Annotated in this window: 18 protein-coding genes; 4 read left to right on the top strand and 14 right to left on the bottom strand. The window is 46.0% G+C overall.

Features of this window, described 5'->3' with window-relative positions; all coding sequences use genetic code 11:
* Positions 1-38: 38 nt before the first annotated feature.
* From GLV98_RS14895 to GLV98_RS14885, 3 genes are all read right to left on the bottom strand, one after another.
* On the bottom strand, positions 39-950 hold the full coding sequence (locus GLV98_RS14895) for a hypothetical protein (protein WP_160916632.1): 912 nt from the start codon (positions 948-950) through the stop codon (positions 39-41).
* A 141-nt stretch (positions 951-1091) separates the two neighbouring features.
* Positions 1092-1640 carry a histidine phosphatase family protein gene (locus GLV98_RS14890; protein WP_160916630.1) on the bottom strand — a complete coding sequence of 183 codons (549 nt, stop codon included), beginning with the start codon at positions 1638-1640 and terminating at the stop codon, positions 1092-1094.
* 75 nt (positions 1641-1715) lie between these two features.
* Positions 1716-2429, bottom strand: a complete 714-nt coding sequence (locus tag GLV98_RS14885; RefSeq protein ID WP_160916628.1) for an LppM family (lipo)protein — start codon at positions 2427-2429, stop codon at positions 1716-1718.
* 227 nt (positions 2430-2656) lie between these two features.
* Between GLV98_RS14885 and GLV98_RS14880 the strand changes: the two genes are divergently transcribed.
* Positions 2657-2998: a hypothetical protein gene (locus tag GLV98_RS14880; protein ID WP_202410071.1), complete on the top strand. Its 342-nt coding sequence runs from the start codon at positions 2657-2659 to the stop codon at positions 2996-2998.
* A 55-nt stretch (positions 2999-3053) separates the two neighbouring features.
* On the opposite strand, the gene GLV98_RS14875 is transcribed toward GLV98_RS14880, so the two are convergent.
* On the bottom strand, positions 3054-3422 hold the full coding sequence (locus tag GLV98_RS14875) for a hypothetical protein (protein WP_089650642.1): 369 nt from the start codon (positions 3420-3422) through the stop codon (positions 3054-3056).
* A gap of 198 nt (positions 3423-3620) precedes the next feature.
* Here GLV98_RS14875 and GLV98_RS14870 point away from each other — a divergent pair, with 198 nt between their 5' ends.
* A complete protein-coding gene (locus GLV98_RS14870) occupies positions 3621-5120 on the top strand; it encodes an esterase/lipase family protein (protein WP_160916626.1) in 1500 nt (499 codons plus the stop codon).
* Between the two features lie 156 nt (positions 5121-5276).
* Here GLV98_RS14870 and GLV98_RS14865 read toward each other — a convergent pair whose 3' ends face one another.
* From GLV98_RS14865 to GLV98_RS14840, 6 genes are all read right to left on the bottom strand, one after another.
* Complete coding sequence (locus GLV98_RS14865) at positions 5277-7670, bottom strand: S8 family serine peptidase (RefSeq protein ID WP_160916624.1); 2394 nt, start codon at positions 7668-7670, stop codon at positions 5277-5279.
* A gap of 327 nt (positions 7671-7997) precedes the next feature.
* Positions 7998-9449 carry a glycoside hydrolase family 32 protein gene (locus GLV98_RS14860; RefSeq protein ID WP_160916622.1) on the bottom strand — a complete coding sequence of 484 codons (1452 nt, stop codon included), beginning with the start codon at positions 9447-9449 and terminating at the stop codon, positions 7998-8000.
* Positions 9450-9452: 3 nt separating this feature from the next.
* Positions 9453-10409 carry an aminoimidazole riboside kinase gene (locus GLV98_RS14855; RefSeq protein WP_160916620.1) on the bottom strand — a complete coding sequence of 319 codons (957 nt, stop codon included), beginning with the start codon at positions 10407-10409 and terminating at the stop codon, positions 9453-9455.
* 102 nt (positions 10410-10511) lie between these two features.
* The gene (locus tag GLV98_RS14850) at positions 10512-11885 is read right to left on the bottom strand and encodes a sucrose-specific PTS transporter subunit IIBC (protein WP_160916617.1); all 1374 of its coding nucleotides are present in this window, start codon (positions 11883-11885) and stop codon (positions 10512-10514) included.
* Positions 11886-12090: 205 nt separating this feature from the next.
* Complete coding sequence (locus tag GLV98_RS14845) at positions 12091-12921, bottom strand: PRD domain-containing protein (protein WP_160916615.1); 831 nt, start codon at positions 12919-12921, stop codon at positions 12091-12093.
* Positions 12922-13017: 96 nt separating this feature from the next.
* Positions 13018-13752, bottom strand: a complete 735-nt coding sequence (locus tag GLV98_RS14840; protein ID WP_160916613.1) for a hypothetical protein — start codon at positions 13750-13752, stop codon at positions 13018-13020.
* Between the two features lie 386 nt (positions 13753-14138).
* On the opposite strand from GLV98_RS14840, the gene ahpC reads away from it, so the two are divergent.
* Positions 14139-14702 carry an alkyl hydroperoxide reductase subunit C gene (ahpC, locus tag GLV98_RS14835; protein ID WP_160916611.1) on the top strand — a complete coding sequence of 188 codons (564 nt, stop codon included), beginning with the start codon at positions 14139-14141 and terminating at the stop codon, positions 14700-14702.
* Between the two features lie 14 nt (positions 14703-14716).
* Positions 14717-16252: an alkyl hydroperoxide reductase subunit F gene (ahpF, locus tag GLV98_RS14830; RefSeq protein WP_160916609.1), complete on the top strand. Its 1536-nt coding sequence runs from the start codon at positions 14717-14719 to the stop codon at positions 16250-16252.
* A gap of 155 nt (positions 16253-16407) precedes the next feature.
* Here the strand turns inward: ahpF and GLV98_RS14825 are convergent, their stop codons facing one another.
* The 4 genes from GLV98_RS14825 to GLV98_RS14810 all read right to left on the bottom strand — a co-directional run bounded on the left by GLV98_RS14825 (position 16408) and on the right by GLV98_RS14810 (position 19908).
* Entirely contained in the window at positions 16408-17397 is a 990-nt protein-coding gene (locus tag GLV98_RS14825; RefSeq protein WP_160916606.1) for an aldo/keto reductase, read from the bottom strand.
* A gap of 90 nt (positions 17398-17487) precedes the next feature.
* Entirely contained in the window at positions 17488-18108 is a 621-nt protein-coding gene (locus GLV98_RS14820) for a TetR/AcrR family transcriptional regulator (RefSeq protein WP_160916604.1), read from the bottom strand.
* Entirely contained in the window at positions 18062-19324 is a 1263-nt protein-coding gene (locus tag GLV98_RS14815; protein ID WP_160916602.1) for an MFS transporter, read from the bottom strand. Before GLV98_RS14815 ends, GLV98_RS14820 begins: the two co-directional genes overlap by 47 nt.
* A gap of 179 nt (positions 19325-19503) precedes the next feature.
* Positions 19504-19908, bottom strand: coding sequence for a VOC family protein (locus GLV98_RS14810; RefSeq protein ID WP_160916600.1), 405 nt, complete (start codon positions 19906-19908; stop codon positions 19504-19506).
* Positions 19909-20091 lie beyond the last annotated feature (183 nt).

Raw genomic sequence — 20091 nt, 5'->3', positions numbered from 1 at the left:
ATGAGAGGCCACCGTCTTTTTTAACCCATGGGATTTCTTCAGTTCAAATCCTTATAGTTTTCCTTGATGACACCGATGATCGTCCCAAGCGTCTGCCCTTTGAAGTTGTCAGGCACAGACTTCCCTGTAGGATTAGCGTAGTAGAGCGCTTCTTTCTCTTCACTATATTCAAAGCCCAAAGCGCTCAGGGCTACTTTCAATGCACGAGGGTTCTCTTCCAATCCCGTCTGCTCCTTGAAGTGATCCGTCGGATAAACCCACACATCTACATCATCCGCTCCTGTATGGACAACAAACAGATCATTTTCATATTGAGAAATCCACTGTTCTTTGGAAAAAAGTGCAACGCCTGTCCCTTCAAGCCCGGAAATGCCTGCTAAATTGATACCGAAGATCGAGTTGATCATCTTCCTTATTTCATCGCCAGACATTTTTCCATCGAAGGCCTTCCAGTATAAGTCCATGACTTCTACTTTTTCCATATTGGAGATGTCCTCATCACTATCTTCTTCATCCAATGCTTGTCTCACCAGGCCAAGCACTTCGTCAGAATAGGTGCTTGTCTGCTTGCCGACACCAAGGTCAGAAACCGCCTTAAGGTCAATGCCATACACCCCGTTAACGATTTCAATAATATCTCTCGGCTTCACTTTTTTGTAATAGCTCTCCAAGTAAAGATCCATCGCTTCGACTTTGCTTAAGGCATCAATCTTTTCTAAGGCATCTGAGAAGGCAAGCCATTCTTTCTCCTCTTTACACAGTTGAATGTAAAGGCGTACGGTTGCCTCTACGGAATACTTTAAATCCTTCGTCTGATTCATCTCACTCTTCCAACTTTTTGCTTCCGCTTTGTCAGGTCCAACAGTACAAGCTCCGATAATGGCAAGAGACAATACTGTGATGATGATGGTCATCGATCCCTTCTTGTTTTTCTTAAACCAATGAAACATTGTGTACCCTCCATGAATGTTTTGCTGCGGGCTCTCAATGTAGACGCCGGGATGTGGCAGGATTCTCTGAAGGCTCCGTCTACCGTTGCTCATCTCTATCATTACTATAACTGTTCTTGTCGAATAAAGGAAAGCGATAACTTAAGCTTTTACAAACTCTTCAAGTTCTTCAAGGGTAAAGTGACTGGCAACGGAAAATCCATGATTCTTTCCATGAGGGTTAACGACAATCGTCCCCATACTAGGAATGGCACCAAACGCAACATCTCTCGGAAAGCTATGGGCGATAATGAATTGGTTTGCTCCTTCAGCTGGCGGCTGTTCGAGAAAAGAAGAAAGGCGTGTAAGGATGGCGGACTGCTCATAGGGGGACAGTGGGGTGTTCAGCTGATAAACGTTGGACCAGAAGGTGTCGATGTGCATAATTTCTGCTCCGAACGCAAGCATGGCGGATTCTTTCGCGCGGCAAAAAGGGCTTGTAAACACGGGCGTTGCAAAAGGAATGTTCAACCTGCGGATTGCGTTTCCATATCGCTCTGCCTGCCTTCGTCCTTTTTCCGATAGATTCCGTTGGGTGGAACAATCATCGAACGAAAAATCAGGCTGATCCGCTCCGACAGTCGCATCTCCATGGCGGACATATAGAGTGTATCCTCCTTTTTGCAACTTTCCCAATAAGAATTCATCCATATAACGTACCCCTTTTTCATTACCATATTCCGAATGGATTTCACCTGTGTGCAATAAAAAAAGAACCCCCGTGTCTTATAACGGAGATTCATAATCATGCTGTTTTTTTCTTTTCTTCAATAGGAAAATGAAAAGGAGAAGGACTACAATCCCAGCAACCCCTGCTATGATGATATTCTTCACGTTCGGCACAACCATCTCTACCATCACGTTCGTTTTGCCCGCTGTCCGGATATCCCATTGCAAAACGTCGTCATCCACACGATCCGCGTTATGTGACTTTGGTTTTAAAGGAAGATCAAGAGTAAACGTAAGATCCAACTGATCCGCGACAAGGGTCTGCATCCCCCCGATGACACCTGAATTTGAGAGATTGAGTTCGGCCTCGACTTTGTACGTCGTTGTAAAAATCCCACCTTCTGTCGTCATTTCTACAGGAACATTGCCAATCGCAGGCGCCACCCCTGCTTCCGTCATCCCGTCGGATACAGGAAGAATCTCCATCTCCTGTACATTCTCGAAGTTCTTCTTGGCCCGAAAACCAGTGAATCCATTTTCCTCGTAGAACTCTACTTCGTAACCTTTTGACTCAAGCTCTCCAGAAACGGAGTTCATCATATTTTCAGCTCGGTCCCCGAAGCGGTTCAGGGCCTCTTTTTCGACGCCTGCCGTAACCGTATGTTCGCCGCTTCCGTCCTTATTGATCTTCAGCTTGAGGTCCCCTTCCACGCAGGCGGTTAAAAGAGTGAGCAAAAGGAGCAGTGTAAAAACTTGTCCGGTTTTTCTCATGAGGTGGTCGCCTCCCTTGTCTGATTTATATGTAAGAAATCGTCCTTTCATTGATAAATCCTGAATTTAACCGATACATCCTACATTTAACTTATCGATTCTGATATATCCACAATGGCCGATACCACACCTAGAAAAAGGTTATGCCATCATTTTACCATGATATGGGAAGGATCACCTGCATGTTTAAGAGCCTTGTGGAAAAGATAAATGCAGGAGGGATTAGCATGAACGATTTAACCATTGAAGAATTCAACCAGCACTTACAGCAGTGGCAGGGAGAAAACATCCGCATCCAGAAACACGAACTACGCGATGAAGATACCATTACGATGAACCTTGACCACATATCTTATGAGACACACACGCGCCGGCTCGACGATTACACACCGATGCACGCGCTTTACTTACATGGTCAGGGACAGACAGAAACCGATGCACAAAGCGCCCAGCCGCTACCCTCAGCCTATTATGAAATTCCACTGGAAGATTCAACGCGATACCAGTACTTGAATGACCGCTTCACATTGGAAACCGCGCGCGGGACCTACACGATTGAAAAAGAATAAAGCAAAAAGGACGTCTATTAGCGGAGGCGTCCTTTTTTATGTTGTGATTTGTGTTCTAAAACTTAAACCCAATTACAACTAAATCGACGGCATCCACGCCCGAACCGTTTTCTGCTTCCGCTTTTATCCCAAGGCCAAGACCCGGCACATTATAGGTACGGTTAAACCTCTCTCCCGGATACACCGTAATCTGATCGAGGGTTAAAAAACTGACCTGATTGACTTTCATAAGTAACTTGAACGTGACGGCTCCTTCTGAGACCACCCGGTTTCCTCCAGCCACCCGAATCGTATAAAAAGGGCTGACATCGATGCCCGCCGGATATTCTTCCGTCAAATCGACCGTTTGTCCTTCCTCGATGACTTGCCCGCCTGGTTCTGTGACGAAAAGAAGACGATTACCTGAAGTGATTCTGTGGGACATCCTCATTCCTCCCCCATTTACTCATAATTTATCCTATGTGAGCCACCCTGGATGCGGAAGGTCTAAGAAACATATTTCAACAAAACTTCCCATTTTCCAAATGAAGGAAAAGGCACCCTGGTAACGAATGGTATAAAAGGGGACGCCTCATGGACAACTTTCACGAATCCCAAAAAAACTTTTAAAAGGAGACAAGTCATGCTTAATTTCAAGAAGTGGTTCGTCGTTTTTACTGCCTTCTTCCTCACTGTACCATCCGTCAGCTGGGCCGGATCGATCAAAGATGGTGCTTCGGGCAACCCCGGTGAATGGTATGTTGGAGAAACACCCTCTGCAATCGCCGCTAACTCACACCCCATTCTTTTTGTACACGGATTGAACAGCTCTTCAAACACTTGGTATGAGAATAACGATATGTATGCAACCGCCTTTCAAAGTGGTTACGAAACAGCTTTCATCGACCTCAATGCTGGAAAAAGCATGTGGGACAATGGAGCACTTTTAGCTCAAAAGGTGCAGGAGATCTACAACCACTTCGGTGAAAAAGTCGTCGTTGTCGCTCATAGTAAAGGAGGGGTAGATACCCAATCCGCCCTCGTTCATTACGGGGCCGATCCCTATATCGAACGCGTCATCACCTTGTCCTCCCCTCATCGCGGCTCACAGCTTGCAGACCTCGCCTACAGCAGCTGGGCTGGATGGCTTGCCGGCATCATAGGCAGTAAAAATGATGGCACATACTCGCTCCAAACCGGATATATGGATTATTACCGCTCGGTTACCGACAGCCATGCCAATGTGTACAATACCCCTATTTACACATTAGGAGGAACGAAATGGGGCAGTTTTGGAAGCGCTCTCTATTGGGGTGGCCTTTATTTGAGCAGCTATGGAAGCAATGACGGCGCAGTTACTGTCCAAAGCTCGCGGCTTCCTTACGCGACAGAAATTCAAGTCGGTAGGTGGAACCACACCACAATCAAAGAAGGTTCCTCTACTTTCAACCTATTTAAAAATTACTTGAATGAAAGTATGGTCTATTCCGCTTCTGCGGCAAGCTTTGAGATGGCTGCTATTACGGAAGAATCGGAGACCACCGCAGGTCACTATGTCACTGGCGGAGAATATGTGGGCACACATAAGGAAAGTGTAGCGGTTGAAAAGGGCGTGGATGCTGTCACCTTCGACTGGATCAGTGACCAAAAAGAGACCTCCTTAGCCCTTACATCACCGAGTAAAAAAACGTATGCCGATTTCACCGTGACGGCTGACGATACTGAATTTTTCGATGGCGCCTATCACCACACCATCACCCTGGAAAAACCGGAAGCTGGGAAATGGACGCTCGAAACGGAAGCTGACCAAAAAGAACGCTACCTCCTGAACACGACCTTCGAAAGCCCAGTCGATGCCATGCTGAGTGGAGAAGTGGAAGGAAATCAAATGAAGGTGAAAGGAAACAAAAAGCTGAACGTCAAAACCGATATGACGATCCAGTACTATGATAAAAACGGAAAGTTGAAAGAGAAGAAATGGAAGGCGAAGAAGAATGGAAACGACTTTAAGATTCCGAGCCTGGGTGAAGGGGTCTACAATATGACGGTTGACGTGAAAGGCACCTACGAAGGTACCCCGCTTGAACGGACACTCATCAAATCCGTTTACATCGATGACAAAGGTAACCTTCACGCACCATAAAGGAAATAAAACACTAGAGAAGAACGCTTGGAATCAGACCAAGCGTTCTTTGTATGAATTGATCAAAAAAAAAGAAACCAAATCTTTCGGTTTGGTTTCTTTTCATTTTATCCATATATTAGAGTACAAGGTCATACATTATTTGGTAATGATAAACTATTCTTTCGTTACCAAGTATGCTTTATACTCCGTCACCCCTTTATTTTCAACGTAAACTGCTAACACCCAATCTCCATTAGGGAGGTCTATTCCATTTTGAACCGTTCCATCCCAGCTGAATTCATGGATTGGTGCGGATGCATTTTCAAATGTTCCTAGAGTATCTACAAACCCTCCAATCGTCCCATCTGGATTAAAGACATACATGTCATATCCCAGCACCTCAGCTCCACCTGGAAGATATGATCCAACCGCATAATCCCCATTTCCCGTATTCTCCATATAAGCCCCGGTTACGCGAGGGTAATCCGGCTCACCTACGAATAAAATGGTTGGAACTTTGATCACCTGGATACCATCACTGACGTGGACGGTACCTTCATAATAGCCAGGATCAAGCTTTGATGTATCGACCTGGACATTGAAGTTAACTTGTTGGGATTTCCCTGGCTGGACTTTCAAGTTTTTACTTGTCATGACTTTGATGCCTTCAGGGTTTCCATCAAATTCAACATCAAAGCTGTAGTTCACTCGTTCATCTGATAGGTTCTGAATTTGAAAGCTTTGTTTTTCTACCTGCTTGCCTTGATCTTTTACAAACTTTCCAAACGAGTGGCTCCCCGTCGCCACAAGCGTTTCTGTATTCAGTGCCTCAACGACACGGATACTTCCCGCGCCCTGAGTATTGTGAGCATATGCCTCTCCTGTATCAGGGTCAATGACATCGACAGCTGTGTTCATTAGGGCTGCTTTCACATCCCCTGTTTCCCAGTCTCCATTCTTTTGTAAAAGGAGTGCGGCTGCTCCGGCAACGTGAGGAGCCGACATGCTCGTTCCTTGTAGTGCGGCATATCCTTCACCAGGGAATGTGCTGACAATGTTCACTCCTGGAGCGGAAACGTCCGGTTTAATCATCCATGTTGATGTCACAGGTCCGCGGGAGGAGAAGTCCGCCATCGTTTCTCCGACTGCCTGTGCAAATTCTATATTAAAAGAGATTGTGTTGTTACCATTTTCAAGCTCGGCTAATAATTTTTGTCCATCGACAAGTTCTGTTTTCACGGTAGGGAGGGCAAGCCCTGGAACATCGGCGTGTTCACCTTCAACATTATTAAAAATGATTGCCCCAACCGCTCCTGCTGCTTTCGCATTTTCCACTTTATCTACAAAAGCAAATCCCCCGCGGGAGATCAATGCTATTTTCCCTTCCAAATCTTTACCTTCAAAATCTTCCGGAGACCCGAGTCCTGCGTAAACAAATTCATAATCTCCATCGTTCAAAGCAAGGAGCTCCTCATCACTCGGGAATCCCATCACTTTTGCGGATGGATATTCTACTCCTTCGGAAGTAGCCATCTCCACGTCATACTTGTTATAAGGAAGTTGTGTCGCTCCCACAGATATCGCTTCACGGGAAGTTCCCGGCGATCCAACCGTCCAGTTGTTTGGTCCAGCGTTTCCGTTCGAAGTGACGGCGACCACACCTTCGGCCATCGCCCAATCCAGTGCAATTGAAGTCGCCCAGTCAGGCGTATTCAATGAATTACCGAGCGACAGGTTCATCACATCTGCCCCGTCCTGAACAGCAAGCTCTATTCCTGCAACGACGTCTTCAGTCGTTCCACCGTTAGGTCCCAACACGCGATACCCAAGCAAATCCACCTCAGGAGCAACTCCTTTAATTTTTCCGTTTGCAGCAACCGTCCCCGACACATGCGTTCCGTGGTATTGCCCAGATCCTTCTTGCGGATCTTTATCATCATCAACAAAATCATAGCCTTTGTAATCTCCAAAAGCATGTTTTAGATCTGGGTGGGTGTAATCAACGCCCGTGTCGATGACCGCAACGGTGACCCCTTCCCCTGTAAATCCAGCATCCCATGCTTCATCCGATCCAATGAATGGTGCACTGTCCATCATCGCTGGGCTGAATGCTTCTTCTGAAATTTCTTCCTTTGATATCACTTCAGCTTCGTAGTGCACGTTTGGATAAACGGCTTTAATCCCTTCCACCGTTGTCAGTTTCATAATTTCATTGGCCGGGAGTTCTACAGAGAAACCGGAAAATACATAATCGTATTCCCTGTTCACATCCGCTTCTTTGACCGCTTTTTTCATTTCACTGACGACTTTCCCCCGTTCGGCCTTCAGGTTCGCTTTCGTCTGCTTCTGCCCCTTTTGTTTCGCTTCGATGATTGACTTGGCTTCTAATTCTACAATCACTGATGTCGGACGTTCAGACGATAGTTCCAGGTCCCCAAAAATTTCAGCCGTGTTCAGTTCCTTCACTTCCACTTGAGAATCATTGGCTGAAGCCGAAAAACCGAATGGACTCATGACCATGATCAATGCCATCAAACTAATAAGTGCTCTGGATAAATGATGATTCATTCATTTTCTTCCTTTCTTTTTTAAAATCCCCGCTATATTCGCCTGCCATCAACCAACAACGACATACCTTCTCCCCATCACGTCCTCCTATGTATGAAAAATTTGCCGCACAGTAGTTTATTGGCTAAAACCTGCCCGTGTCCTTTATTTTTCGTTCGTCAAATCCCTACGAATCCCTACATTCGAGATAAGTATCCTGACTTAATTTCGATGCTAACCAGTAAAAAGGAATGAAAATGTCAAATTTCCAATAAAAAAAGAGGACCACCCTTTTTGGGCGATCCTCCCTTCCACATCCTGGCGTACCAGGTCATACAAATATTGGAATTAAAACACCTTACGCAAATCCCATTTTTTTAGATTGAGTGTCGTTTTTTTGGATGCTGTAAATTGGATACTTTCGTCATTGGGCGCTGGGTAGAAGCGGGTGGTGAACACGTGTGCACCTTCGTTGATGAACACTTCTACGGACGACGTATCAATAAAGATGTGAACGTCCTTCAAGTCAGCAACTTCGGTCTGACGCTTTTCGACGACTCCATCCACATAGCTTTCGCGTTCCAATGTGAAAGTTCTTTGCTCACTGGAATAAACGAGACGGGCAGCTCCCCCGATCTCAAGTCCGAACCAGCCTTCAGAAACTGCTATATCTTCAAGCTTCAGCTCTACCGCTTTGCCTTCCACACCATCCACTTCAAGTGTGGCACAATCAAGCGCAACTTGCCGCTCCACCACACCCCCGTCACGTAAGCCTTCAAGCTCCGCCACAGGTGTTTGATAGACTCGTCCATCCACAAGCTTCAGTTCACGCGGCAACGTCATATTGTGCAACCATTGATGCTTCACGGTCGGGTGGTCTTGTTCATCCTGATCCGGCACGCTCATCCAACCGAACAGAATACGGCGGCCATGCTCATCTTCTGTCGTCTGTGGTGCATAAAAGTCAAAGCCGTGATCCAGCTCATAAAAGTCGCCATGCTCATAAGACCCATTCTGAGAATCAAACGCCCCGACGACATACCCTGCCTGATAGACGTTCTGATATTTCATCCCTTCAGGATCAAGCCCTTGGGGTGAAAAAACAAGGACATCCTCGCCGCCTAGCTCAAACAAGTCCGGACATTCGAACATATAGCCGAACTCCTTAAGACGACCTTCCCCTCCGCCGGCTAAGACGCCGACATGGGTCCACTCATGTAAATCCTCACTTCGAAGCAGCGCGACGGCCCCTTTCAAGTCTTCCGTCTGAGCACCGACCACCATAAAGTAAGAACCATCCTGCTCCCAAACTTTCGGATCGCGGAAATGAGCGGTGTACCCTTCAGGCAGGTGTACGACCGGTCCTTTTTTATCAAAATGAATGCCGTCTTGAGAAACAGCAAGGCATTGATAAGACTCGCGATTGCCATACTCATCCTTCACGTTCCCTGTGTAAAAAGCATGAAGCTTGCCGTTATGCTCAATCGCAGATCCTGAGTAGCAGCCATTTTTCTCGAACCATTCAGACGGCGTAAGGGCAATATCTTCATGCGTCCAGTTGACGAGATCCTCGGACGAATAATGGCCCCAGAACTTTGCTCCATGCCCTGTTTTGAACGGCATCCATTGATAAAACAGATGATAGGTCCCGTTCCACTGGATCCATCCGTTCGGGTCATTCAAAAGTCCGACGGGTGGCATGATGTGATAGTGAAGACGATTTGGATCCGCCTTTACAATGTCCTGATACTTTTCCACTTCCTCAAATGCGGCCCGGCGTAATTCCTGATCTTTGCTCATCGATTACTCGCCTGCCTCTTCAAGGTGCTTGATCACTTCATCCCGCGTCGGAAGGGCTGTCATTGCACCTTTCGTTGATGCCGCTAGGGCCCCGGATACACTTGCAAACTTCGCCATCTTCACCGCTTCCGGAAGGGTAATGCTCGTGACATCGCCTTCGTACTCATTTAAGGAATACAACATACCCGACACAAAAGCATCGCCTGCCCCTGTCGTATCAACGGCTTTTACTTTCATCGCAGGCACATGTTGGATTCCATCAGACGTGCACACATAGTTGCCTTCTCCACCCATCGTAATCAGTGTCAAAGGAATGTCGTAACCCGCAAGCTTTTCAAGCCCGCGTTCAATGTCCGTTTCGCCTGTGATGAATTCCAATTCTTCCTCCGATATTTTCAAAAGATCGGCTTCTGAAAGCATCGACTGAATCGTCTCCCTCGCTTGCTCCTCTGAGTCCCAAAGCGGCAGACGTAGGTTCGGATCATACGAGACAATCATCCCTTTTTCCTTCGCCAAAGCAACCGCATGATGCGTCGCCTCTTTGACCTTCTCACCAATCATTGAAATTGAACCGAAGTGAAGAACTTTATGAGTATCGAAATCTGCGACGTCAATCTCCCCTGCTTCAAGGAACTGATCGGCACTCGGGTTAATGTAAAAGTCAAAGCTCCGTTCTCCGTCCTCAGCATTGGTTACAAAAACAACGCCCGTCCTCACATCCGGCGTCAAGAACATGCTATGGGTCTGCACCCCGTAGTCCGTGAGCGTTTTTTTCATAAAGCGGCCGAGCACGTCATCGCCGACCTTTCCTAAAAATGTAGACGTTGCTCCAAGTCTTGCGACGCCAACGGAAACGTTTGCCGGCGCTCCTCCTGGACTCTTTTGATAGTTCAAATTGTCTTGATCTAACGGGATAAAATCGATCAATGCTTCCCCAAGCGAAATGACACCTTTTTTCATCGTTCATCCTCCTCAAATAATGATCTTTAGCTTTATTATCTTCCATTCACCTATACAAAACAAATCCCTACCAGCCGAAAGACTAGTAAGGATTCGTCACTATTATTTCGTATCTTCATTCCATCCGAGTAGAAGCGTCGCAATGATGGAACCACCAATCGCGATCAAGCACCCGATTCCGTAGTTGATCGGATCCTGGGCAATGGCGAACATCGGTAAACCAGTCAGACCGATTCCATTCGCCATCACTTTTGTGAACACAACATATGCGCCACCTAGCGCACCACCGATCGCCGCTCCGATGAACGGACGACGGTACTTCAAGTTAACACCGAAAATCGCAGGTTCCGTAATTCCAAGGAAAGCAGAAATTCCTGCTGGAAGAGCGATTTCTTTTGTTTTCTTGTTTTTCGTCTTGAAGAAGACCGCAATTGTCGCTCCGCCTTGAGCAACGTTCGCCATCGCCCAAATAGGTAGCAAGTAGTTACCACCGACGTTCAACAGTTCCGCTTCAATGGCGTGGAAACTGTGATGCACACCTGTCAGTACAATGGTTGAGTACAAGCCACCGAAAATCAGGCCAGCAATCGGGCCAGCCGTGTCATACACAACGCCAAGTACGGAAGTCAAGCCATTACCAAGCGTACGACCAAGTGGACCGACGACAAGCAAGGCCACAAAACCTGTGAAAATAACCGTTAAGAAAGGTGTAAGCAATAGATCAATGGCATTCGGAACAATCTTACGGAAGCCTTGTTCCATTTTTGCCATGACATAAACCGTCAATAGAACAGGGATAACGGTTCCCTGATACCCAAGCATTTCAACACCAAAGCCAAGGAAATCAAGTGTTTCCGGCTGAGCATCAGAAAGTCCCCACGGGTTCAAAAGGTTCGGGTGGGTCATAATTCCACCGATAACAGCACCTAAATACGTGTTTCCTCCAAATTCCTTCGCGGCACTAAATCCAATTAATATCGGTAGAATGATGAAGGATGCAGATGAGAACATATCAAGCATGACGAACATTCCACTTTCAGGATCGACCCAGTTGTATGTGTTCATCAGGCCTAGAAGACCCATCAGCATACCCGCAGCAACGATCGCGGGGATGATTGGTACGAAAATGTTCGATAACGTACGGGCAAAACGCGCCAGTGGGTTCATTTTACTTTTCGCCGCATCCTTGTGGGAGACGGATTTGTCATTTTCCTCTTCTTCCACAGAAGCCCCAACCATTGGGCCAAAATGGGTGAATACTTTGTTAACAGTCCCTGTACCGAAAATGATTTGGAACTGACCAGAGCTTGAGAACGCTCCTTTGACACCATCGAGTTCTTCAATGGCTGCTTTATCAATTTGACTCTCATCATCAATGACGAGACGTAAACGAGTGGCACAGTGAGTGGCACTGACAACATTATCCTTGCCGCCGAGCAAGGAAACCAATTGTTCAGCTACTTCTTTATGGTTCATGATATTTCCTCCTTGTTATTTTTTAGAAAATAAAAAAGACCTAAAACGCGCACAGTGTGGGTAGGTCATTCGCATACACGAGTCACCTAGCCAACTCTACACATTTTAGGTCTTGCCTGCTTTACCAGTAACAATCCTGCACTATTCAACTTTGAACAATTTTATTCTAACCAATGAAAACGCTATCGTCAATCCCTTTATAAAATTAATTTACATGTAAGAGCCGCTGGATATGCAAAGCGATGTAGGCGATTTCAGAATTTGGAAAATCAATGCCATACTCTTCCTTTAAATAGCGGGCTACCTTCTCTGATGTCTCATAAGCTTCCTTATATTTCGTTTGAATCAGCTCCAACATATCTTCATCGATCGGTTCGAAGTTACTTCCCTCTTCCACACGATTCAATGCAAAGCGAAGGTGGGTGATCAAGCGTTGATAGTTGATGCTCGTTTCTTCGATGGTTAGCCCGACAATCATTTCGACCTGCTCTACGAAATCACGCAAAATGGTCGCCGTCTGCAACGATTCACTCATCGACGGCGTGTCCATTTTAGCGGTATGAACGTGAAGCGCGATGTGGGCGACCTCATCCATCGGGACCTCGACACCAAGCTCGCGCTTGATCTCTTCTTTCGCCCACATCCCGACTTCGAACTCCTTCTTATATAGGAACTTAATTTCATTCGTCAACTTATTTTGGATCGGGAACCCTTGCTCCAGCCGTTCCAAAGCAAACGATAAGTGATCGGTGAGCGCGATATGGATATGGTCGTTCAGCGGTGCTTCCAAATACCCTTCCGCATGACTGATGATTCGCTCGGCCACTTCGATATGCTTTTCAGGTAATGTGGATAATAGCTGCTGGAATTTTTCTGAGGACTGATCACGTAAGAGGAAAATCTTCTCGACTTTATGTTTCGGCACAATGTCGTTCCGCTTCTTTTGAAAAGCGATGCCCTTTCCCATGACGATCTTTTCATGGGGACCATCATAAACAACGACCGCATTGTTATTCAGGATTCTAAAAATGCGCATAGTTAGCTCCTCCGCTCGAATGGTTACTCCTTCAATATTACCACGAAGAGCGCCTTCTATGACAATGGAATGGGCGATTGGAGAAAATAGAGGCCATTATGATGGGGAAGAAGGGGTGTCCTTTTCCAAAATCATACATTCGATTTGCAGGGCAATGGAGAGGACATGGACAAATCCCTCGAGACCGGGTGATTGTTCTATATGTTTTTCATAATGGTACATGAGCGGGCGGGCCATTTCTTTACTCACTTCTGGGTCAAAGCAATAGAAACTGGTCACAGGAAAATATAGAGCATTACCCATTGGAATGAGTGTCCCCATGGCTATGCTGCCTTTTTCAGGTTCCTTCATCTTTCCATCAATCATGATTACTTCAACCGATTCTTCTGTCTCCATATCCACAGCAACGAAAGCGTTGGCCCCGAACTTGTGTCCAATATAATAGATTTTGGGTACGGCTTTCTCCCATTCTTCAAGCCACGCTTTCATTAAAGGGGTTTCCTTAAGGTCTAGGTGGTGTTCAAGACAAAAATCTTCGACGAAGCTTACGTTTTCATTCTCAGAAACATCATATAGGACTCGCCACCAAAACAAATTCAACTCAAGTACGAGGCGTTTATCTTCCGGGGGATGGTGATCCTCCACGAACTCCTTCAGCAGCGGCCGGTACACTCCCCCGACTCTTTCTACGATAAAAGAAACGAATTCATTGTAAAGCTCAGGTAAAAACATGTCCATGACTTCTTCCGACAACGGTTGGCCGTGACGAAAAGGGGTCGTCTGTTTGGAAGGCTGTGCAAAAGCCACTACGTTTTTCTTATCATCGGTCATTTTCATCCTCCTCATTTTTTAAATGCTTATGTACTATTCGACACCATCTGCCAATCTCCTGTACTTCCCTTCCATCCTTTACAAAACCCGAACAAAAGAAAAAGGAATTCCACATGAAATTATTTCCTCAATATGATTCTATATTAAATGAAAATCGGGAAGGCTAATTACTAAACCCTTTCTCTATTTCTTGTTACACTAGAAAACGTGAGAAATTTTTGTATAATCATTCTAATTCAGCTAGCTGATAATAAATTTCGACAGATTTTTGTCTTTGTTGACAAATATTCGATTTTATATAATAATAGCTACTGAATTAGAATTATTATAAAAAGCTGCAACATCACAGCAGCTAATCAAACATACTTTACAGGAGGAATTCTACTATGGCTCTAATCGGTAAAGAAGTACAACCATTCCAGGCGAAAGCATTCAAAAACGGTGATTTCGTTGACGTTTCAGAACAAAACTTCAAAGGACAATGGAGCGTTGTTTGCTTCTACCCAGCAGACTTCTCTTTCGTTTGCCCTACAGAACTTGAAGATCTACAAAACAACTACGACGCACTGAAAGAACTAGGTGCAGAAGTTTACTCTGTTTCTACAGATACTCACTTCGTACACAAAGGCTGGCACGATGCTTCTGAAAAAATCAACAAAATCACTTACTCCATGATCGGTGATCCATCTCAGCAGATCTCCCGTCAATTCGACGTACTGAACGAAGAAGATGGCCTTGCTGAGCGCGGAACATTCATCATCGATCCAGACGGCGTTATCCAAACAGTAGAAATCAACGCGGGCGGAATCGGCCGTGATGCAAGCAGCCTTATCGGTAAAATCAAAGCTGCTCAATATGTACGTAACAATCCTGGCGAAGTTTGCCCAGCAAAATGGGAAGAAGGCGAAGATACACTAACACCAAGCCTTGACCTAGTCGGCAAAATTTAAGGAGTGGAAAATAAATGGTTCTCGATGCACAAATAAAAGCACAATTAGAAGAGTATCTAAAGCTTTTAGAAGGTGACATCGAACTGAAAGTCAGCGCGGGAGACGATAAAGTCTCCCGTGATATGCTGGCTCTCACGGATGAGCTTGCATCCATGTCACCGAAAATTACAGCACAAAACACAGAATTGAAACGCACACCAAGCTTCAGCGTGAACCGTCCGCAAGAAGAAACAGGCGTCACGTTTGCCGGTGTTCCGCTTGGTCATGAATTCACGTCCTTGGTTCTTGCTTTGCTGCAAGTGAGCGGTAGAGCTCCGAAAATCGATGATACGATGATCGACCAAATCAAAAACATCTCCGGTGAGTTTCACTTCGAAACCTTTGTCAGCTTAAGCTGCCACAACTGCCCGGATGTTGTTCAGGCCCTGAATATCATGAGCGTGCTGAACCCGAACATTACGCACACGATGATCGACGGTGCGGCGTTTAAAGAAGAAGCGGAAGAGAAAAACATCATGGCCGTTCCTTCTGTACACCTTAACGGAGAATTCTTCAGTGGGGGACGCACGACGCTTGAAGAAATCGTTGCGAAGATCAGTGAAGGCCCATCTCCAGAAGAATTCACAAACCGTGAACCATATGAGGTCCTTGTCATCGGTGGTGGCCCTGCAGGCGCAAGTGCAGCGATCTACTCTGCACGTAAAGGCATCCGTACCGGCATCGTTGCTGAACGATTCGGTGGACAAGTACTTGATACGATGACGATTGAAAACTTCATCAGTGTGAAGAGCACAGAAGGGCCGAAGTTCGCTGCAAGCTTAGAAGAACACGTCAAAGATTATGAGATCGATATCATGAACCTTCAACGTGCGAAAAACTTGCAGAAGAACGACGACAACCTATTCGAACTTGAACTCGAAAACGGCGGAGTGCTGAAAAGTAAAACCGTCATCATCTCCACAGGTGCCCGCTGGCGTCAACTTGGCGTACCTGGTGAAGACGAGTACAAAAACAAAGGTGTCGCCTACTGCCCACACTGTGACGGACCATTGTTCGAAGGCAAAGACGTAGCCGTCATCGGCGGTGGAAACTCTGGTGTCGAAGCAGCGATCGACCTTGCCGGTATCGTTCAGAACGTAACCGTACTTGAATTCGCAGACACACTAAAGGCAGATGAAGTCTTACAAGAACGCTTGAACAGCCTTCCGAATGCCGAAGTGAAAACGAATGCCCAAACCAAAGAAATCACTGGCGATGACAATGTGAATGGAATCACATACATCGACCGTGAATCTGGTGAAGAACAGCACATTGACCTTGAAGGTGTCTTCGTTCAAATCGGACTTGTACCGAACACCGAATGGATGGATGAATCTGTTGAAAAGAACCGTATCGGCGAAATCATCACAGATAAACATGGCGCAACAAACGTGCCGGGATTGTTTGCTGCTGGTGACGTAACCGACAGCCCGCACAACCAGATCATCATCTCTATGGGTGATGGTGCGAATGCGGCGCTTGGTGCTTTTGATTACTTGATTCGTAACTAATGATATATATAACAAGGAGAGCGACTGTGGTCGCTCTCCTTTTTTGTCAACGTGAGCTGGAAGGAAGCTACAAGGTGTTATAGGGAATAAAAAAAGTATTTCAAAGCAAAAACAAAAAAGGAGGAAGCCACTAAGAGCTACCTCCTTTTTCCTGATTAAATGGGCAGAGGAGCAAGCGTCGAAACAAACCCTCTCTCCACAAGTTCATCCCAAAACGCTTTCGGGATATCCCGCTGAATCATCTCTAAATCTTCCTTAATCCGGTCTGGACGCGTCGATCCAGGAATGACTGATTTCACAGCCGGATGGGCTGTTGAAAATTGAAGTGCAGCTGCTTTTAACGGCACATCGTACTTATCCCCAATCTCTTTCAATTGATTTACTCTTCCAATGATATCGGCGCCGGCCTTTTCATAGTTGTAGTGATCTCCACCAAACAAGACACCGGAGTTATAAGGACTGCCGACAACGATGTCTACATCCTTCTCTTCCGCCATTGTCATCATGCGCTGCAGCGCGCGATCGTGCTGCAGGAGCGTATATTGCGTTGCAGATAAGCAGACATCCGGCCTCGTTTCCTCAAGCTCCATCGCGAGTTCAATCGGTTCTGTCGTGTTGACGCCAAGGCCCCAGGAGCGGATAACTCCTTCTTCCCGAAGACGGGATAGGACACGAAAAGCTCCGGTTCTAGCTTCTTCAAATTTGGCTACCCATTCATCACCGTGGAAATCAGGAGAAACGTCGTGGACGAAGACCATGTCTAATCGATCGGTTTGCAGTCGTTCGAGGCTCTGCTCAATCGACCTCATTGTTGCGTCTTCCGTATAATCGGTAATGACTGTATTGTTACGTCCGTGTTCGAAAAGTCCTTCTTCGTTTTTTCCTGTCTCATCTGTCATATAACGACCTACTTTTGTGCTTAACACATAGTCATCACGGTTGTACTTCGATAAGACGTCACCGACACGCATTTCCGCTAATCCAGCACCATAAAAAGGAGCGGTATCAAAATAGCGTACACCCTGGTCCCACGCAGTCTGAATCGTTTCACGTGCTTCTTCTTTAGGAACGTCCCTGAACATATTTCCTAAAGGTGCTGTGCCAAGTCCTACTCTATGTTTCAATGCATTCTCCAATGATTTCATATGTGATTCCTCCTTTGGTCGAATCATATAGTTGTATATCCAACTATTCTAATAATCAAACATGCGCACAAGCACAAAAAATCCCCCTCATCATGAGGAGGATACGCCTAACGCCATTTTCAGATAGTCTACGAATAAAGCCGACTGCTCCTTCAACTTCACTTTCTCTTCCGGCAAAATGGCATGATCGAGAGCCAGACCATCAATGAAAGTGATGATTGACCGGGCCACAAGCTCGCTGTCATAGTGGTCATTGAACTCACCGGATTCCTGACCCTTTTTGATAAGTTCATCGTAAATACGCAGCCCCGTCTCATATCGTTTTTCCCCATACGCACGTCTGCGTTCATCGTTTCGTCCTGTGATGAAAAACTCCAACTTACTCGGCGCGAGTGGGTCCATCTCTGTATCAGGATTTCCGTCTTCTCCGAACAAAAGCTGCATAAGCAGGTCCCAGTAGGATTCTACTTTTTCAAGAGAATCCTCTGTCGCTTCCGCTTCGTCCGTGAGCCCTTCTTCAAGTAAAGCTTCAAACAGATCTTCTTTATTTGAAAAATATTGATAGAGACCACCACGGCTTACGCCAGCAGCCTCCATGACGTGTTTCATCGTCGTGTGCTCATAACCATGCTTAATGAATACGTTTCTTGCAGCTTCCATGATATCAGCTCGTCGTTGCTTCAGGTGTTCCTTGCTCACTCGTGGAGACATTTCTCTTCCCTCCCTCTACTTTTCGCTTCGTAATAAATCCTAAGACAGATACGAAGACGAGGAGACTTGCCGTAATCGTAAACGTCGGAATGACGCCGATCATTGTCGCCATCCATCCTCCGACGAGGGGCCCGATGATCGTCGCAGTCGTCATGACACTATTGATGACCCCGAACACGCGCCCGGTCATATGAACAGGCGTGTTCACCTGGACGGTGGCCTGAAATGGAACAAAAATCAAGCTTGCCGAGAAACCTGCCGTGAATCCAAGCCCTGGTCCCCACAAGATGGAATAGTTGAGGTCATAATGGGTAAGCATCCCCATAATCCCAAAGCTCGCTCCGATCCCGCATACCCCAAGAAGCATAAGCGGGTAAGCTTTATAATCCGTTTTCTTCGCTAACAAAAATCCTGCCAAAAACATGCCGAGGCCAGAGCCTGTCACAAGATAACCGAACAAATCCGGAGAAGCATTCGTCAACTCACGGATGAGGACAATCAGCTGGGAGTCAGCCGATTGAAGAATCAGCAGGCTGAGACCGACAAGAATCAATCCCGTCATCATAAAACGGTTTGATTTAAGAAAAGAAAAGCCGAGTGCGAACTCTTTTTTGAATGAGCCCTCCTCTTTTTCTTCTTCGATCGTTTCCAGAGGAACCGCATTTGGAACAAACAAAAGGATGACCGCAGATACGAGAAACGTTGCCGAGTCGATGATAAACACTTGTTGCGCACCGAAAACCGTCACAAGCAATCCACTGACCAGCGGGCCGAGAATTTTCGTCGACGAGTCAATCATCGAGGTAATCGACATCGCCCCTTTCATATCCTCCTCCGGCACGACTTCCTTCAGTTTCCCGTTCTTTGCAGGGATGAAGACCGCGGAGAAAATTCCGATCGTAAGTAGCGTTGCATAAACCATCCAAAGCGATGTTGCAACCGTCAAAATCAGGATCAAAGCTGCTCTTACAACATCAGAGACGATCATAAGCGTTTTGCGGCTGAACCGATCAGCCACCATCCCAGCAACCGGACCGAACAGAGCCATCGGCACAGCCAAACATAAAAAGACGAACGAAACTTCAAGCGGTGATGCATCCCATTTTAATCCAACTAGCGTAATAATCGCGACAATGCTAAGCCAATCACCGATGCTAGAGATGGCTTGCGCGGACATCAAGGTCATATACCCTTTGTTTTTCCATAAGCGTTCCATAGGTTGGGCCCCTCTCAGTTAAACGACACCGTTGTCGTTTTGTTAGTTTTATTATATCGACACTAATGTCGTTTTACAACTGTTTTTTGAAAAACAATGGAAACGCCCATGAAAAAACATGGAGGCAAGAATATCACCTCCATGCTTTTTCTTTCTTCAAGTCTAGGGTCCTCCTCCCTTCAGATCCCTTTTGTATTCATCAAAACGACTCTCCAACCATCCGGATCTTCTATCGTCACACCCTTCTCCTCCCAATATGGATTTTCAGATTCCACTTCCTTATAACCCATTACATGGAGCCTATCCAATACATCCATCACTTCGCCCTGTTTTTCTATGTAAAAAACGAGCAAATTATCTTTCGTCGGTGCAGGGCAAGGGCTGCCCGCTTCATGCCTAGTAAACTCGAGATGGTAGGGAAGACCGGGTAATCCATAAACCACTCCCTCATACCCTCTGTGCCCTGTAAAGTCTGTCAGTCTCTCTAAACCTAATCCTGTCTCATAAAATTCAATCACTTTTTCGAATTGATCGGTTGGTCTAGCTATTCTTATTTGTAATGCTTCAAATTTTGGAAACTTCATTCTTTTTCTCCTCCTCCTATCTTCTCTCTAGGGAACCAGCAATGAGTGAAAGTCTTCTTTTAAAACCAATCGTAACTGATTCATAAAGAAAACCCATTAGCGGAAAGAATGAAATCCGTGTACAACTTTGGGCTGAATAAGAAAAAGGACGTTAACTCCATGTTAGGGGACGTCAAGGAAGCT

Source organism: Halobacillus litoralis, assembly GCF_009856415.1.
GTDB lineage: Bacteria > Bacillota > Bacilli > Bacillales > Halobacillaceae > Halobacillus > Halobacillus litoralis_C.
Note: the sequence above shows the minus strand (reverse complement) of the source record. Positions and strands in the feature narration are given on the sequence as shown.

Excerpts from the sequence above, each read along its gene's own strand:
- GLV98_RS14855 (WP_160916620.1), bottom strand. The coding sequence starts at position 10,409 with ATGAAAAAAGGTGTCATTTCGCTTGGGGAAGCATTGATCGATTTTATC.
- ahpF (WP_160916609.1), top strand. The coding sequence starts at position 14,717 with ATGGTTCTCGATGCACAAATAAAAGCACAATTAGAAGAGTATCTAAAG.
- GLV98_RS14820 (WP_160916604.1), bottom strand. The coding sequence starts at position 18,108 with ATGTCTCCACGAGTGAGCAAGGAACACCTGAAGCAACGACGAGCTGAT.
- GLV98_RS14845 (WP_160916615.1), bottom strand. The coding sequence starts at position 12,921 with ATGCGCATTTTTAGAATCCTGAATAACAATGCGGTCGTTGTTTATGAT.
- GLV98_RS14860 (WP_160916622.1), bottom strand. The coding sequence starts at position 9,449 with ATGAGCAAAGATCAGGAATTACGCCGGGCCGCATTTGAGGAAGTGGAA.
- GLV98_RS14825 (WP_160916606.1), bottom strand. The coding sequence starts at position 17,397 with ATGAAATCATTGGAGAATGCATTGAAACATAGAGTAGGACTTGGCACA.
- GLV98_RS14870 (WP_160916626.1), top strand. The coding sequence starts at position 3,621 with ATGCTTAATTTCAAGAAGTGGTTCGTCGTTTTTACTGCCTTCTTCCTC.
- GLV98_RS14875 (WP_089650642.1), bottom strand. The coding sequence starts at position 3,422 with ATGTCCCACAGAATCACTTCAGGTAATCGTCTTCTTTTCGTCACAGAA.
- GLV98_RS14895 (WP_160916632.1), bottom strand. The coding sequence starts at position 950 with ATGTTTCATTGGTTTAAGAAAAACAAGAAGGGATCGATGACCATCATC.
- GLV98_RS14885 (WP_160916628.1), bottom strand. The coding sequence starts at position 2,429 with ATGAGAAAAACCGGACAAGTTTTTACACTGCTCCTTTTGCTCACTCTT.
- GLV98_RS14815 (WP_160916602.1), bottom strand. The coding sequence starts at position 19,324 with ATGGAACGCTTATGGAAAAACAAAGGGTATATGACCTTGATGTCCGCG.
- GLV98_RS14865 (WP_160916624.1), bottom strand. The coding sequence starts at position 7,670 with ATGAATCATCATTTATCCAGAGCACTTATTAGTTTGATGGCATTGATC.
- GLV98_RS14850 (WP_160916617.1), bottom strand. The coding sequence starts at position 11,885 with ATGAACCATAAAGAAGTAGCTGAACAATTGGTTTCCTTGCTCGGCGGC.
- GLV98_RS14840 (WP_160916613.1), bottom strand. The coding sequence starts at position 13,752 with ATGACCGATGATAAGAAAAACGTAGTGGCTTTTGCACAGCCTTCCAAA.
- GLV98_RS14810 (WP_160916600.1), bottom strand. The coding sequence starts at position 19,908 with ATGAAGTTTCCAAAATTTGAAGCATTACAAATAAGAATAGCTAGACCA.
- ahpC (WP_160916611.1), top strand. The coding sequence starts at position 14,139 with ATGGCTCTAATCGGTAAAGAAGTACAACCATTCCAGGCGAAAGCATTC.
- GLV98_RS14880 (WP_202410071.1), top strand. The coding sequence starts at position 2,657 with ATGAACGATTTAACCATTGAAGAATTCAACCAGCACTTACAGCAGTGG.
- GLV98_RS14890 (WP_160916630.1), bottom strand. The coding sequence starts at position 1,640 with ATGGATGAATTCTTATTGGGAAAGTTGCAAAAAGGAGGATACACTCTA.